The organism is Thiocystis violacea, assembly GCF_016583575.1.
Lineage (GTDB): Bacteria > Pseudomonadota > Gammaproteobacteria > Chromatiales > Chromatiaceae > Thiocystis > Thiocystis violacea.
The window spans coordinates 12,549-28,697 of the sequence record NZ_NRRG01000059.1 but is presented as its reverse complement, the minus strand read 5'-3'; the positions used below and the strand labels follow the sequence as shown (position 1 = coordinate 28,697).

The window sequence follows — 16,149 nt, the reverse complement described above, 5'->3', positions numbered from 1 at the left end:
CGGAAGGGGGCGGGCGGCGGGGCGATGACGACGGTACCGCCGTCCTTCATGTCCTCGAGCTGCTTGCGCAGGATGGCGGTCTGCTCGCCGGCCTTCCAGGCGTGGGGCAGCTTGGCGGCGGCTTCCTCGCTGTAGCCCTCGACCTTCTCGTAAACGAGCTCGATGCCCGGCGCGACCACGCAGCGGTCATAGCCGAATTCCGTTCCACCGGCGGTTTTGACCACCTTCTTGTCCGGGTCGATTCCGGTGGCGCTGTCGTGGACGACCTTGATGCCATGGGCCTTGAGGCCCTCGTAGCCGACCTTGATGGCATCCAGCTCGCGGTCGCCGCTCAGGACTTCATTGCTCAGATAACAGGTGTAATAGTCCTTGTTGGGTTCGATCAGGGTGACCTCGATGCTCGGATCGGCCAGCTTGATGTACTTGGCCGCTGTGGCTCCGCCCGTGCCGCCACCGACCACCACGACCTTGCGGCCGGCGCCGAAGGCGATGTGTGGAAAACCCAGGATCCCGACCGCCGCCGCGGCGCCGGAGGCCTTGATGAAATCGCGTCTGTTCAAAGTCATGTCCGAACTCCTCCTGGATGCTTATTGTTGGCTGGCGTAGAAGGCGAACAGGGCGTCGAGACCGGCGTCGCCCTCGGCCTTGAGCATCTCGTTGAGCTTGTTGGCCATCTTCTTCTCCATCGGGCGGCGTTCCTCGCGGAAGTCCGACATGGCGAACTGGAGATAGGGGGTCCACTGACCGGCCAGGATGTTGTAATCCTCTTCGTCGACCAGCGGCTTGCCGCCCTCGGCATGACACTTCTCGCAGTACTTGTCATGCAGTTTCGCGCCCTTGTCGGCGAGAGCCGTGTCGAAGGACTGCCTGGCCGGCTGGTAGGGCTGCTTGTGGAAGTAGGTCGCCATCTTCTGGAACTCCTCGGTGGAGTAGCCCTTGGCGATGCGGCCCATGATGGTCGAGTTGGTGTCCCCGCTCTTGAAGGCTTCCATGGTGTCGACGAAGACCACCGGATCCATGGCCGAGATCGATGGCGAGGCCGGCCCCACGCTGTTGCCATGGGTTCCGTGGCAGCCCGCGCAGCTGTTCGCGAGCATCTCGGCGGTGGCCTCGGCGGCGGCGTTGGACGAGAGCCCCAGGGTCAGCACCCCGCTGGCCAGCGCCAGTCTTATGATTCGCATGGTCATTGTTGTTCTCCTCTCCTCTTAGTGCCGATTGGCGTCGTTGACGATGAGTCGCCGAACTTCGCCGCCGGTTGGCGGGTCCGGGGGGCGAATCCTCGGTTGTCGGTCGTTGCGAAAGCCGGCGCGACCGCGCCTCCCTAGCCGGCGTCGCGGCCTGCCAGCAACTCGATCGCTTCCTGGTTGCCTTTTTGGGAGGCCAGATCGGCCGCCGTGCGTCCCTGGACGTCCTTGAGGTCGGTCCTGGCGCCGGCCTGAATCAGTCGTTCGATCATGGCGATGTGGTCGGTGGCCACCGCCTCCATCAGGGCTGTCGTTCCCTCTTGGTCCTGTTGATTGGGATCCGCTCCCAGTTCCAGCAGCCGACTGGCCATTTCGACATGGCCCCGACCGCTGGCCAGGATGAGCGGGGTGGCTCCGAGCCCATCGCGGGCGTCGATGAGCGCGCCACGGCTGGCGAGGATCTGGACGACTTCGAGGTGACCATGGTCGGCGGCGATCAACAGCGCCGTGGCGCCTTCCCTGTCGCGGGCTTCCAGATCCGAGCCGCCATCGATCAAGGGACCGATGACCTCGACATGGCCCTTCGAGGCCGCCTGCATGAGCGCGGTGCGTCCCTCGCGATCCGCCGCCTTGGGGTCCGCGCCGCGAAACAGCAGTTGTCCGACCATGTCGGTGATGCCGTGGCGCGAGGCGATCATGAGTGCGTCCCAGCCGGCGCGCGCGCGGTCGTGGACGTGGGCGCCACGCTCCAGGAGGAGCGCGCTGATGCCGATGTGCCCGGCCTCGGCGGCGAAGGTCAGGGGCGTGCAGCCGGCGACGGTCCGGGCATTGACGTCCGCGCCCCTGGTCAGGAGCAGGGCGACGGTCGGCATGTCATCGGCCTCGACGGCGAACATCAAGGCCGTCTTGCCGAAGGGGTTCGGCGCGTCCACCGGCACGCCCTGGTCCAGAAGACTGGCGGCGGCTTCGCTGTCGCCGATCATGACCGAGAGTCGCAGCTCGGTTTCCAGGTCTTTCTCATCGGCCCATGCCGATGGGCCGAGTGACGACAGGGCTAACAGCAGCAGGGCGTCGCGGGCGCTGGGTGTGTGAATTCGATCCATGGCGGCCTCTTGGCTTGAGCGGCGACCCTGGGGTCAGGAGGCGTCGGACGTGACTGTCTCGGTGGCTTCCGGCTCGGTCGGCTCGGTATGAGCCACGCCCTTGTGGCACTCGATGCAGGTCTGCCCCTTGTCCTCGGCGGCGGAATGACGGCTACGCGCGGAACGGGTTTGCTCCGAGAGATCCATGTTCGCGAAGTCGTGACAGGAGCGGCATTCACGCGAGTCGCTGGCCTCCATGCGCTTCCAGACCATGTTGGCCAGATGCCAGCGGCGCGCCTCGAATTTTTCCGGCGTGTCGATGGTGCCCATGAGTTCGTGATAGACGTCCTTGGCGGCCACGATCTTGGTGACCAGCTTGGGGCCGAGTTTCTTGGGGACATGGCAGTCGGCGCAGGTGGCCTGGACGCCGGAGGTGTTCTTGTAGTGAAGCGATTCCTGATACTCCGCGAAGTTGGTCTTCATGGTGTGACAGGAGGTGCAGAACTCGGTCGTGTTGGTGGTCTTGATCGCGAAGTCGACTCCCCATACGAAGCCGATGCCTGCGAGGAATAGCAACCCTAATGCGATCATGGAAAAACGTTTGGATGAAGCCGTGGGCTTCGACATTCGCGGATCCTCCTGGTGGCGGCATGGCTGCCGCTCTGACGAGCCTCACCAGGATCAACGGGGATCGATCCGGCGGGCTACTTCGTATTGATAATTGTCATGGATGTTAAAGCAAGGAACCTTGGTTGCCAAGGAGCGGGAGGCACGGGGCGCTCGGCCGCCCATCGATCGAGAGTCGCGGGTCAGGCGGGCCGCGCCCGTCCGATGCCCTGTTCGCGGGCGAAGTCGAGCATGCGTTGGATCGGGACCACGGCGCGCTCCCGAATGGCTGGATCGATGTGAATCTCCTGGTCCCCGGTCACGAGCACCCGTTCCAGATTCTGGAGCGCGTTCATGGCCATCCAGGGACAGTGGGCGCAGCTTTCGCAGGTCGCGCCCTCGCCGGCCGTGGGCGCGGGGATCAAGGTCTTGTGGGGCGCGATCTGGCGCATCTTCCAGAAGATACCGGCGTCGGTGGCGACGATGAACTCCCGGTTCGGCATCTCGGCGACGGCCTTGATCAACTGGGTGGTCGAGCCGACGATATCGGCCTGGTCGACCACCTCGTCCGGCGATTCGGGATGGACCAGCACGGCCGCGTCCGGGTGCAGCTTGCGGACGCGCTCTAGGGCGAAGGATTTGAATTCCTCGTGCACCACGCAGGCGCCATTCCAGAGCCGCATCTCGGCTCCGGTCATGCGCTCGACATAGTGTCCGAGATGCTTGTCCGGCGCCCAGATGATCTTCTCGCCCCGGGCGGCCAGGTGCCTGACGACGGGCAGCGCGATGCTGGAGGTGACGACCCAGTCCGAGCGGGCCTTCACGGCCGCGCTGGTGTTGGCGTAGACCACTACCTTGTGATCCGGATGGGCCTCGCAGAAGGCGCTGAACGCCTCGATCGGACAGCCTTCGTCGAGCGAGCAGGTAGCCTTGAGGTCCGGCATCAGAACCCGCTTCTCGGGATTCAGGATCTTGGCCGTCTCGCCCATGAAGCGCACGCCGCACACGACCAGGGTCTCGGCGTGCGTCTCGGTGCCGAAGCGCGCCATTTCCAGCGAATCCGCCACATAGCCGCCGCTCTCCTCGGCCAGCGACTGGAGATCCGGGTCGGTGTAATAGTGGGCCACGAGAACCGCGTCACGCGCCTTCAGAAGATCTTGAATGCGCGTTTTGAGCGCGGATTTTTCCTCGTGGCTCAAGTCCGGCCACTGGGGGTGGGGAGGCACTTCGACGGGACGGACGGTAAGACCCTCGGGGGTGAGGTTGGCCATGCAGGTACTCCGCTTAGGGGCGACGGATACTTGGAACCGCTTCGCTGGTGCGTCGGGGGTGGCCGGCGCCCGGCCGCGCAAGTCAACCGGCCTGGATCCGAACGAGTCGCGGATCCAGGCCGGGCGCTTGATTCGGCCCGGCGGAGCCGGCGAGTCGTTAGACAGGTTCGGACGTCGGCAGGGGTGACTCGTGAGCGGTTTGTGGGGCGGCGGAGACGGCTTCGGGGGCTCGCGCCGACGCGCGTTCACCCTCGGACAATCCTTTTGGGTTGGTGAAGCGTTCGTTCAAGGTCTGAATGTAGCTTTCGCAGCCCTGCAGGACTTCGTCGATCTCGGCACGCGCCCGACGGCCCCAGCCGAAGGGGCGGCCCAGGATCATGGGGCGCCAGAAGCAGGTATTGCGCTCGAAGGCGGTCATGACATCGCCGGGCGGATGCAGATGCTCGACCTGCTTGCGCAGACCAGGCTTGAGGCTGAGCGCGGCCAGATGCCGGACGCCGAAATGGATCGCGAGCGCCAGGACCACCAGGCTGCCCTCCAGGCTGTGAAGGCCCCAGGGTATGCTCTTGATCAGGTCCAGCCATCCGGCTTCGTAGTCGAAGCCGTGCCATTGGCCGGCCTGGAGGCTCCAGGTCATGAACCCGCCAACGGCGGCGATCAGCAGCAGGCTGTCGGTGGCCAGGGTGCGCCGCCGCCACCGGCGCATCGCCGATTGCAGCAGGGGCACGGAGTTCCGGGTGAAATCGCTCGCGCTCTTGCGCAGGGCCGCGACGATCCGATAGGCGCGCTCGACCTCGACCTGCTCCATGCGCTGATAGATGTCGCCGAGATCCTCGTCGCGTTTCTTTTCGAAACGTTTGCGCCGGTGCTCGTCGGGGATCTGGATTGCCGCGTCCGGGCTGTAGATGGTGTAGAAGCGTCCCGCCGTCAGTCCCGCCTCGCCGATCGCCCGCAACCAGGCGGCCACCACGTCTTCCGGATTGTCCTCGCCGGCCGCGGAGTCCAGTTGATTCAGGATATAAAGGAATTTTCCCGAGTCGGAACGCTTGATGGTATCGGCGACCAGATGTTTCAGGGTATCGCGCATGGCGCCCGGCTCGGGATGGCGCGCGTCGAAGAACACCAGCACCAGGTCCGAGAGGTCGATCATGTGGTCGGTGATGCGCAGCACCGCGGTACGCTGGGCATCGGCGTCGAATCCCGGCGAATCGATCAGGATCTTGCCGCGCAGCCGATCGCTGCGGCAGGTCTTGAGCTGAAGGTAGGCGTCGATGCGACTGCCCTCGCCACCGGCGACCTCCTCGATGGAGTGCGACATGCGGAAGAAGGGGAAGCGCGGGTCCGAGTCGAGCGAGACGCCCGGCAGGGTATGACTCACGGTCTCCGGGCTGTAAACGATGACGGTGAAGCGATCGTCGACCGCCTGGTTGCCCGATCGCTGGAGCTTATGGCCGAGGTAGTAATTGACGAAGGTGGACTTGCCGGCCGAGAAGGTGCCCAGGATGGAAATCAGCGGCCACCAGGGGATTTGGGTCGCGAAGGATTGATTGGGTTCCAGCAGGCCCATGCGGTAGGCGACGCGGTCGATCACCCGGAAGCTTTGCACCGCGCTCAGGAGAACCGGATTCTCTTGTTCCAGATGGGATTCCAGCTCGGCTAGGCGTTGCTGAAGGGCGTCGGCCGTGGACGTCATTGAGGGCTCCTCGGTTACTTGGGTTGGCGGATGTCGCCAAGGGCGGGTCTTGGGTTGGCGGGTGGTCGCGGGCGTCTCGAACCAGGCTCGCAATGGGTGCCGATGTTACACCGAACCCCAGGATCAACGGTAGCCAACTGTCCCATCGACGAATTTTGTTTGCGTCGGTGGCCATCGCCGCGGGTGCGCGCCGAGCGACTTGGCTTGAATGTCGAGCGGCGCTGAAGGCATACTGTGCCGCGCGACTGCCGCCGTGCGCGGTCGCATCATCTCAGCGCGAGAACGGCCAGGCGGTGAGCCGCGACCCGCTGGGTATCCGAGGGTCCGATCTCCCGAGAGTCTAAAGTGACCGGGACGGACCTCGGTTCCTGTAATTCAACACATCAAGTGTCCACAGTCGTTTTTCCGACCGCGTTATCGCCTGTCGGGCGACCGTCTCAATACATAGTGATTGGTGTACGATCCGATGGGAACAAAGATGCCATATGCTCCTGCCGCGTGCCTGCTCGCCGTGGTCTTCACGCTTGGGTCCGGCCTGGCGTTCGGCGATACGGGAGAAACCTTCGTGGTTCAGCAGGCTCAGGGCGCGCCCACGGTCTCGCTCGGCGGAACCGTCGTCCCCTATAAGGAAGTCACGCTTGCCGCGCAGCTTCCGGGGCGGGTGACCTTCATCGCCGGACGCGAGGGCGATACCTTCGAGGAGGGTAAGCTCCTGGTGGCCATCGGCGACGAGGAACTGGTCGCCAAGCGCCGTGCCCTGCTGGCCCAGATGTCCAGCGCCGACGCCCAGTTGCGTAACGCTGGCGTTCAGTTCAATCGCGAAGTTTACTCACCCCAGTCGCGCTCGGCCCCGGGCGGGATGGGTCTGCCGAACCTGTTCGATCAGATGTTCACGCGCCCGGTCGAATCCTTCGTCGGTGATCGTGACCGCGGCACGGAGCGGTCCGCCGATATCTATGCCTCCGGCATCCAGATCCAGGAGGCGCAGAGCGCCATGATGCGTCTGCAGGCCGAGTTGCAGGCGCTGGACTCCAAGATCCGCGATGCCCGCGGCATCGCGCCCTTCGGCGGCGTGATCGTCAAGAAGCATGTCGAGGTCGGGGATACGATGCAGCCGGGTCAGCCGCTGTTGAATTTCGCCGATATCGAATATCTCCAGGTGGAGGTGGACGTACCCGCCCGGCTGCGTCCTGGGTTGCGCGAGGGCGAGATGGTCCAGGCCGAAATCGATCCGGGCAACCGCCGGGTGCCGGTGCGGGTGGCTCAGATCTTTCCCGTGGCCGATCCGCAGCGGCATACCGTCAAGATCAAGTTCGATCTTCCGCAAGGCGTCTCCGAACCGGGCGTGTACGCCAAGGTGCTGGTGCCCGACCTCAATGCCCCGGCGCGCTCCAGTCCGGTCATCCCGAGCAGCGCCGTGCGCTATAACGGGAGCCTGCCGGGGGTCTACGTCCTGAACGAGTCGGGCGAGCCGCAGCTGCGCCTAATTCGGGTCGGCGAGGAACTCAGTGGCGGCTTCGTCTCGGTGTTGAGCGGCTTGAGGGCCGGGGAGCGGGTGCTGGCGAATCCTGGTCCAGGGGTCACCTCGGGCTGGGCGAAGGGCGGTTCCCAGGATCGTTGATGCGAGCTTGGACCCCGGATAACCTGGATCGGATATGAATCAAGATTTTGCCTCACGATCGGACAGTGATTCGCCGCGCACACTAAACGAGGACCATTTGGGAATCGCCGGGCGCACGGCTCGATTCTTCATTCGCTCTCCACTCTCCCCACTCTTCTATTTCGCGATGCTCATGATGGGCCTGCTCGGCCTGATTCTGACGCCGCGCCAGGAAGACCCCCAGATCTCGGTGCCCATGATCGACATCATGGTGCAGTATCCGGGGGCCTCCGCTCAGCAGGTCGCCAATCTCGCCATTCAGCCGCTCGAGCGGATCATGAGCGAGATTCCGGGAATCAAGCACGTCTATTCCGCCTCCCAGCGCGGACAGGGCCTGGTCACCATCGAGTTCGACGTCGGCGAGCCGATGGGGCCGTCCCTGGTCAAGGTGAACGACAAGCTCGCCTCCAACATGGACAAGATCCCTCCGGGGGTTCTGCCGCCGCTGGTGCGCAGCAAGGGCATCGATGACGTCCCCATCGTCACCCTCACGCTCTGGTCGCGGGATCTGGATGGCGACGGCTCCTCGGACGTCGACGACGCCCAATTGCGTCTGTTGGCGCAGGACGTCCTCCAGGGGATCAAGCAGGTCAAGAATACCGGCAACGCCTTCATCGTCGGGGGGCGCCGCGAGCAGGTCACGGTCAACGTCTGGCCCGAGCGTCTTTCCGGCTATCGGATCAGTCTCGATCAGGTGGCCGAGACCCTCAAGAGCGCCAACGCCGAGACCACCGCGGGCGGGGTCGAGGTCAGTGGCGCGCGCTTCTCGGTGACCACCGGCGCCTTCCTGTCGGGCGTCGAGGATATCAGTCGGCTGGTCGTGGGCACCTTCAACGGCGTGCCCGTCTATATGCACGATGTCGCCGACATCTCCTTGGGTCCGGAGCAGGACGCCTCCAAGCTGGTCACCTATTACACCGGCCCCGCCGCCGAGACCGGGGAGCGCGCGGACGGACGCCCCGCCGTTACCCTGGCGATCGCCAAGAAGGAATTGACCAATGGCGTTTCGGTGGCGAACGCCATCATCGCCAGGGTCGAGGAACTCAAGGGTTCGCGTATCCCCGACAACGTCGAGGTCAGCGTCACCCGCAACTACGGGGAGACCGCCAATCAGAAGGTCAACGAACTGATCTTCAAGCTGATCATCGCGACCTTCTTCGTCTTCGTCCTGGTCCTGGTGGCGTTCCGCGCGCTGCGACCGGCGATCGTCGTCATGCTGGTCATCCCGGTCGTGCTCTTCATGACCGTCTTCGTCGCCTGGATCTGGGGGATGACGATCGATCGGGTCAGTCTGTTCGCCCTGATCTTCTCGATCGGCATCCTGGTCGACGACGCCATCGTGGTGATCGAGAACATCTACCGGCGCTGGCTGGAAGAGGGTCGCACGGATGACGAGACGGCGGTCGACGCGGTACGCGAGGTCGGCAATCCGACCATCCTCGCGACCTTCACCGTGATCGCGGCCCTGCTGCCGATGGGCTTCGTCAGCGGCATGATGGGGCCTTACATGGCGCCGATCCCCAAACTGGGCTCGGTGGCGATGTTCATCTCGCTGTTCGCCGCCTTCGTCTTCACGCCCTATCTGGCGATCTCCAAATGGCTGCGTCCCTCGATGCGCTATCTGACGGCCGCCGAGAAACGCGAGCACAAGGGGGCCGAGCGACTGGAGCGTTTCTTTCGGCGCGTCTTGACGCCCTTGATGGAAAATCCGCGCAAGCGGTCGATCTTCCGCCTGACGCTCTGGGGAACCTTCCTATTCACCTGCTCGTTCTTCTATTTCAACTGGGTGGCGGTCAAGATGATGCCGCTCGACAACAAGCCCGAGTTCTCGGTCGTGATCGATATGCCGGAGGGCACGGCGCTTCCGGTGACGGCGAATCTGGCCCACAAAATGGCCCAGCGCATCAAGACGATCGAGGAAGTCACGGCGATCCAACTCTATGCCGGCACGGCGCGTCCCTTCGATTTCAATGGCATGGTGCGTCACTATTATCTGCGTACCGAGCCCTGGCAGGCCGAGCTTCAGGTCCAGCTCAAGGATAAGACGGAGCGGGAGCGCAGCAGTCACCAGATCGCGGTGCAGGCGCGCGAGATGCTGGCGGAGATCAACGAGGGGACGGGGGCGAGGATCGCGGTGGTCGAGATGCCGCCCGGACCTCCCGTCCTGCAATCGGTGGTGGCGGAGATCTACGGCCCGTCGTCCGAGTCGCGTCGCCAGTTCGCGCGAGACCTGACCGAAATCTTCGGGCAGGCCGAGAGCATGCGCGATGTGGACAACTACCTCCGCGATCCCTTCGATTACTGGCGCTTCAACGTGGACACCGAGAAGGCGATTCGCCGCGGGATCTCGGTCGACGCGATCAACCGGAATCTCTCCATGGCCCTCGGCGGTACGCCCATGGGGGACATCAAGCAGCAAAGCGGTCGGCAAAGCGGGCACGAGCCGATCCAGATCATGCTCCAGGTGCCGCTCGCGGAACGCTCCCAGATCCAGCGGCTCGGCGATCTGCCGATCCAGTCGACCTTCGGCTATACGGTATCCCTGAGCGAACTGGGAGAGTTTCAACGTACCCCCGAGGATGACGTCATCTATAACAAGGATCTGCGCCCGGTCGAGTACGTCGTCGCGGATGTCGGCGGTCATTTGGCCGCGCCTGTCTATGCCATGTTTCAGGTGCAGGATCGGATGGCCGAGACGGGTTATGTGGCTCCCGACGGGACCAAGCCGGCCGAGGGCGGGGGGGGCGGCGATGCCTTCCACTGGCTGGGTCCACCGCCCGACAGCCATCGGCTCTCCTGGGAGTGGGGCGGCGAGTGGACGGTCACCTACGAGACCTTCCGCGACATGGGCGCGGCCTTCGGCGTCGCCCTCTTGCTGATCTATATCCTGGTGGTCTGGGAGTTCGGTAACTTCCGCATTCCCCTGGTCATCATGGCGCCCATCCCATTGACCCTGCTCGGCATCATCCCGGCCCACTCGTTCATGTTCGCCATGGGCATGGGCGGCGAGTTCACGGCGACCTCGATGATCGGCTGGATCGCGCTGGCCGGCATCATCGTGCGCAATTCGATCCTGCTGGTGGATTTCGCCATCCACGAGATTCAGAAGGGCGTGCCGGTCGCCGAGGCCATGATCCGCTCCTGCAAGATCCGCACGCGCCCGATCCTGATCACGGCCCTGGCGCTGGTGGCCGGGTCGAGCGTGATCATCACGGATCCGATCTTTCAGGGCATGGCGATCTCGCTGCTTTCGGGTGTGCTGGTGTCGACCCTGCTGACGCTGATCGTGATTCCGCTGGGCTGCGTGGCCGCGAAGGAGGACATGTGCAAGGTGGCCGCGGCCTCGATGCCTCCGGGGGTCGACATCCCCTGTCTGATGGAGACCGCGCCCGTCGAGAGCGGATCCGCGAAGGCGCCGCGAGCGAGTCGGAATGGTCTGGGATCGCGCGTCTGGGGAATGGCGGTCGAGGTCTTGGTGCTGCTTTTCTATGCCGTGCGGGGGATTTTTCTCCTGTTGTTCGAGGCGCTCAAGGGATTGAGGAAGCCCAAGGCTAAATCCAAGTCATCGCCGAGGGTCCGTTCGGAGGCGACCGAACGCGCCGAGGTCGAATCGGCACCGCTTGTCCCCTCGCCATCGGCGGACAAGACGGATCAGGTAAGCCCCGCCCCAGAGTCGACGTCCACGCAGGGGACAAGCGCGACCAGGAAAGCCACCGGAAAGAAAACGGCGAGCAAGAAGACGACCACGGGGAAAGCCTCCGAACCAGGGGCGTCCGCGCCAGCCGACGAGGGTCAAAAGGCACAGCCGACTCAAAAGAAGACGGCGAGAAGGGGGATTCGATTGAAGATCGACAACGCGCCGGATTCCGATCAAGACTAATTGGATTGGTCCTGGCTTTCGATCGACGGGCCACGGGGGTTCTGGTTGGCCGACGCTACCAAACTGATTTGGATGGATTCTCAGGTAACGCCATGAAGCGGCTTCTATTGGTCGCGGGACTGTCCCTCGCTGGGGGGGCGTTGGCTCAATGGTCGACGGACCAGGGCGTGACCGATGGTCGGTACGATAATCCATATGGGATCGAGCAAGGGTTTTCCCAGGATTCCTGGTCGGACGAAGCGGCTGGCTGGACAGAGGACGCGGCTCCGTCGCGAACCTGGTCCGGTTCGCCGAGTCCCGCGGGCGATGAACTCTCCGGGTTTCGTTCTGGAAGTCAGACGACCCCATCCGGTTTCGAGCCTCGCTACGAGGACGGATTCGGCCCCCAGTCTCCGAGGCCCTGGGAGGACACCGGATATGGTTCGCCGACCCAGGCGCCACCAAGGGATTATCGTTCCGACGGAGCGAGTGAAGCCTGGCGCGATGATCGCCGGACCGATCCGGCTTATCGAGATGGAATGACTGGCGCCGATCGCCAGGGATATCGTTTTCGCGGCGATCCTCCGCTGTCGCTAGGTCGCGCGGGTTCATCCCATCCGCAAGGGGAATTCAGATTCCGGCCACTCACGGGGCAGGAGCAAGAGCGCATGGGCTCGACTTCCAAGTGGCGCCCCATGGACGGGGAGCGCGGCGGGGGTGACCGATCGAATCTGTTCGAATCCATGACTCCCGACGATCGACCGGGAGGCTGGAACCAGGAAGATTGGCCTCGGCGCTAGTGGCCATGGTTTCCCGAGGGAGCGTTTCGGCGAGAGCCATCCGAGTGGCAAGGGATTGAATAAAGCGATCAGCGCGATCACCGACCATGATAGGAGAATTGGCAACATGAGAATCCAGAAGCGATTGCAGTGGGTGGCGGCAGGTACGGTCGCCTTCGCGGTGTCGGCCCAGGCCGGGATCGCTGGCGTGCCGTTCTCGGCGGATATGCTGAGCCGGGGGCCAAACGATCAGGTGACGACGGGCAAGATGTATGTCGGCGAGAGCCGGATGCGAATCGAGATGTCCCAGCAGGGTCGTGATGTCATCCGCATCAATGATCAGGACAAGCGGATGGAATGGATCCTGTTCCCGGATCAGAAGGGTTACATGGAGCGCTCCGTCGCGCAGGGCGAGGAGCCGCCGGCTTCGATGCCGACGCCCTCGGCCGAGACCAATCCGTGCGAAGGGCTTCAGGGATTGAATTGTCGGCGGGTCGGCGAGGAGGACGTCGGTGGCCGCGCGGCGATCAAATGGGAGATGACCGTCACCAATGAAGGTCAGACCTTGACGGGCGCACAGTGGATCGACGTCGAGCGCGGCTTGCCGCTGAAGTACCAGATGCCCAACGGTCAGTCGATGGAACTCAAAATGCTCGGGGCCGAATCGATCGGTGGGCGTGCCGCGGAGAAGTGGCGGATGACGACCACGGCGCCCAATCAGCAGCCGGTGGAAACCTTTCAGTGGTACGACCCGCAACTGAAGCTCTCCGTGCGCGAGGAGTTTCCGGGCGGCTTCGTGAGGGAACTGGGCAATATCCAGATCGGTCCGCAGCCGGACGATCTCTTTCGGGTTCCCGAGGGATACTCGAAGATGGACGCGCCGCCCGAGCCACGCTGACAAGACAGGATCGGTCCTCGGGTGAAGGAACCCCTCCTCGGAAACACATCATGATTACCATCGTCGGAAGTCTGAAAGGTGGCTCTGGCAAGAGCACGCTCACCTTCAACCTGGCCGTTTGGCTCTCCATGGCGGAGGCCAAGGTCTTGCTCGTGGACGCCGATCCTCAAGCCACCCTGAGCGACGTAGTCGATGTGCGAAACGAGGAAGGATTCAAGCCCTTGCTCAAGGTCCATGGCAAGGAAGCCCTGAACGAAGAGCGACTGAGAGCCGCGGACGAGACCCTGATCGATGTCGGAACCTCGGATATGGAAAGTCTGCGCCAGGCATTGGCTCTGTGCGACCGGGTCGTGGTCCCGGTCCCGCCATCCCAGGCCGATATCTGGTCGACCCAGCGTTTCATCCAGATGATTGCCTCCGTGAAGCGCGATACCCCGCCGGAGATCATCGGCTTCATCAATCGCGGGGATACCCATCATGCCGTCCAGGAGACCAATGAGACGGCCGCCGCCCTGGTTTCGCTGCCCGGACTGCGCTTCATCAAGCCGCGTCTCTCGCAGCGGACGGTCTTTCGTCGCTCATTCAGCGAGGGATTGGCGGTTTTCGAGCTGGAGTCGCGGGGCAAGGCGGCCCGCGAGTTCCTGGCCCTGGTGGCCGGGCTCTATCCGCGTCTCGTCGGCTAGCGCCTGGTCGCGCCGGTCCGGCATCCTTGCTCGGGTTGGGCATTCTGTTAAGCTGGACTGCCCGATCGGCCGATCGCTCGCCCGAGCCAGTCTGGCTGACTCCTAAAACAAAGGTTGGATGTACCTTCGATCATGCCGGACAAAGAGATACCAACTGGAGATCAGCCCAACAACGGCGACGCCTCGGCACTGAATTCGGAGGCTACGGATACGCAGGTCAATGCCTATGCGATCGACCGACTCTCGCAGGCCTTCGAAACCAGCGCGAAACGCTGGGAACTTATCGTTTATCCGTCGCTGTTCGCCTTCATTATCCTGGCAGCCTATGGCTTCTATCTGGTCTTCAGTTTGGCGAAGGACGTGCATTATCTCGCCATCAGCGTCGATACCAATATGACGGTGATCGCCAGCAACATGCAGTCGATGTCGGATAATGTCTCGCGGATGAGCAGCAGCGTCCGATCGATGTCTGTCAGCGTCGATTCCATGGCGCGCGACGTCAACGCGCTCGAGCCGATGCTGGTGAGCATTCAGGACATGAATCGCGCGATACAGAACATGACGCTCTCGACCTCATCCATGCGCAACGACATGGCCGTCATGAATCAGAGCATTAGTCGTCCGATGCAATTCATGAATTGGTTCATGCCCTGGTAGCCCTGGTAGCCCTGGGCGAACGGCGTTCGTCACGGCATGGATTTCAATGGACCAGTCACAGCCCATTACACTTCCAGGCGAGAGGCTTGACGCTGCTCGGGCCGTTCGTCTCATCGTCGCGATCTCCTCGCGCGCCCTCTTCGATCTCAGCGAATCCCATCGTATCTTTGAAACTGAGGGTGTCCAGGCCTATCACGCCTATCAGGTCGCTCATGAGTCCGATATCCTGGAACCGGGCGTGGCCTTCCCACTCGTCAGGAAGTTGATGAATCTCAACGAGGCCCTTGGCGAGCGTGGGCGAGTCGAGGTCATCCTCTTGTCTCGAAACAGCTCGGACACCGGATTGCGGGTTCTGACGTCCGCGCATCATCACGGACTGGATATTAGTCGCGCGGCCTTTACCGGAGGGGGTAGCCCCTACCGCTACGTGGCGGCCTTCGGGGCGCATCTTTTTCTCTCGGCGGATCCGGCGGATGTTCGATTGGCGCTCGACGCCGGCTGCGCCGCCGCCACGGTCTTGCCGGCTTCGCCACCGACATCCGACGACGGCGATGCCCAGGTCCGGATCGCATTCGACGGCGACGCGGTTCTCTTCTCGGACGAAGCCGAGCGGCTCTTTCGGCAGCAGGGGCTGGCCGCCTTCAATCAGATGGAGAGCGCCTCCGCCCACGAGCCCCTGGCCGGCGGACCCTTCAAGGGGTTGCTGGTCGCCATTCACCAGCTTCAGTCGCTGTTTCCGCAGGAAGCCTCGCCCTTGCGTACCGCGCTCGTGACCTCTCGCGGTGCGCCCTCTCACGAGCGTGTCGTCCGCACCCTGCGTGCTTGGGGTATTCGTATCGACGAAGCGCTGTTCCTCGGCGGACTCGGCAAGGCGCGTTTCCTGGCGGCTTTCGATGCCGATATCTTTTTCGACGATCAAAGCCACCACTGCGAAGCCGCGCGCTTGCACGTCGCGACCGGACATGTTCCTCACGGCGTCGCGAATATGTAGTTCATGGCGGGCCGAGCCGGTGGATCCGCTTCCCGTGGAGTTTGTGTCGATATTGGTTGGATTCGCCTGTCACTGGAGGCTGGAAAAGGCTGATTTTCGATGTTGTAATTTCCAGCTAAACATTATTGGAGTCGAGGTTTTAGGGTCATGTCATTGGAGATGAAAAGCAAAGGTGTCGTCCGGGCCGTGAGCGCGCTTAAGCTGGGATGGCTTATGGTCATGGGTTTGATGTCCGTCAACCTTCTCGCCGAGGAGCCGATCGCGCCGATCGCGCCGGACAGCTACCGACTTCAGGCGGGGGACATCGTCGCGGTCTCGGTCTGGCAGGAGCCGGGCCTTGAGCAGTTGGTGCTGGTGCGCCCGGATGGCGGCATCTCTTTTCCCCTGGCCGGCGATCTCCAGGCGGCGGGATTGACGGTCGGCGGGTTGACCCTTGAGCTGAAGGAAAAGCTTAAGAAATACATCTCGGATCCGGTCGTGACCGTGACCCTGCAAGAGATACCCGGAAATCGGATTTACATTCTCGGACGGGTCAACAAACCCGGCGACTTCCCCTTGGTGACGCGCGATATCACCGTGATGCAGGCGCTCGCCATGGCGGGGGGGCTCACGCCGTTCGCCGATGAGAAGAAGATCAAGGTATTGCGGACAATCGATGGCCTGCAGCGATCGATTCCTTTCAACTACAACAAGGTTCGGCGCGGACAGGATCTTGAGCAGAATATCAGGCTGCTGTCGGGCGACGTCATCGTCGTTCCCTGATCAGCCGTTGGTCTCGATTCGATA

At 63.3% G+C, this 16,149-nt stretch carries 12 protein-coding genes and 1 pseudogene; 7 read left to right on the top strand and 6 right to left on the bottom strand.

What is annotated here, in order from left to right; translation table 11 throughout:
* From fccB to CKO27_RS20310, 6 genes and pseudogenes are all read right to left on the bottom strand, one after another.
* Positions 1-566 (bottom strand): annotated as a pseudogene (fccB, locus tag CKO27_RS20335) (sulfide-cytochrome-c reductase); the annotation flags it as partial.
* Positions 567-587: 21 nt separating this feature from the next.
* A complete protein-coding gene (locus tag CKO27_RS20330; protein ID WP_200376754.1) occupies positions 588-1,187 on the bottom strand; it encodes a c-type cytochrome in 600 nt (199 codons plus the stop codon).
* Between the two features lie 134 nt (positions 1,188-1,321).
* Complete coding sequence (locus tag CKO27_RS20325) at positions 1,322-2,287, bottom strand: ankyrin repeat domain-containing protein (RefSeq protein WP_200376753.1); 966 nt, start codon at positions 2,285-2,287, stop codon at positions 1,322-1,324.
* A gap of 33 nt (positions 2,288-2,320) precedes the next feature.
* Entirely contained in the window at positions 2,321-2,893 is a 573-nt protein-coding gene (locus CKO27_RS20320) for a NapC/NirT family cytochrome c (RefSeq protein WP_200376752.1), read from the bottom strand.
* A 182-nt stretch (positions 2,894-3,075) separates the two neighbouring features.
* Positions 3,076-4,143 (bottom strand): quinolinate synthase NadA, encoded by a 1,068-nt coding sequence (gene nadA, locus CKO27_RS20315; RefSeq protein WP_200376751.1) that lies wholly within the window; start codon positions 4,141-4,143, stop codon positions 3,076-3,078.
* Positions 4,144-4,300: 157 nt separating this feature from the next.
* Positions 4,301-5,836, bottom strand: a complete 1,536-nt coding sequence (locus CKO27_RS20310; protein ID WP_200376750.1) for a dynamin family protein — start codon at positions 5,834-5,836, stop codon at positions 4,301-4,303.
* Positions 5,837-6,314: 478 nt separating this feature from the next.
* Here CKO27_RS20310 and CKO27_RS20305 point away from each other — a divergent pair, with 478 nt between their 5' ends.
* From CKO27_RS20305 to CKO27_RS20275, 7 genes are all read left to right on the top strand, one after another.
* A complete protein-coding gene (locus CKO27_RS20305) occupies positions 6,315-7,457 on the top strand; it encodes an efflux RND transporter periplasmic adaptor subunit (RefSeq protein ID WP_200376749.1) in 1,143 nt (380 codons plus the stop codon).
* 34 nt (positions 7,458-7,491) lie between these two features.
* On the top strand, positions 7,492-11,376 hold the full coding sequence (locus CKO27_RS20300; RefSeq protein ID WP_200376748.1) for an efflux RND transporter permease subunit: 3,885 nt from the start codon (positions 7,492-7,494) through the stop codon (positions 11,374-11,376).
* Positions 11,377-12,261: 885 nt separating this feature from the next.
* Positions 12,262-13,032 (top strand): hypothetical protein, encoded by a 771-nt coding sequence (locus CKO27_RS20295; RefSeq protein ID WP_200376747.1) that lies wholly within the window; start codon positions 12,262-12,264, stop codon positions 13,030-13,032.
* Positions 13,033-13,082: 50 nt separating this feature from the next.
* Entirely contained in the window at positions 13,083-13,715 is a 633-nt protein-coding gene (locus CKO27_RS20290) for a nucleotide-binding protein (protein ID WP_200376746.1), read from the top strand.
* Positions 13,716-13,847: 132 nt separating this feature from the next.
* The gene (locus CKO27_RS20285) at positions 13,848-14,372 is read left to right on the top strand and encodes a hypothetical protein (protein WP_200376745.1); all 525 of its coding nucleotides are present in this window, start codon (positions 13,848-13,850) and stop codon (positions 14,370-14,372) included.
* A gap of 46 nt (positions 14,373-14,418) precedes the next feature.
* Positions 14,419-15,363: a 5'-nucleotidase gene (locus CKO27_RS20280; RefSeq protein ID WP_200376744.1), complete on the top strand. Its 945-nt coding sequence runs from the start codon at positions 14,419-14,421 to the stop codon at positions 15,361-15,363.
* Between the two features lie 228 nt (positions 15,364-15,591).
* Entirely contained in the window at positions 15,592-16,125 is a 534-nt protein-coding gene (locus CKO27_RS20275; RefSeq protein ID WP_242471039.1) for a polysaccharide biosynthesis/export family protein, read from the top strand.
* The last annotated feature ends 24 nt before the right edge of the window (positions 16,126-16,149 follow it).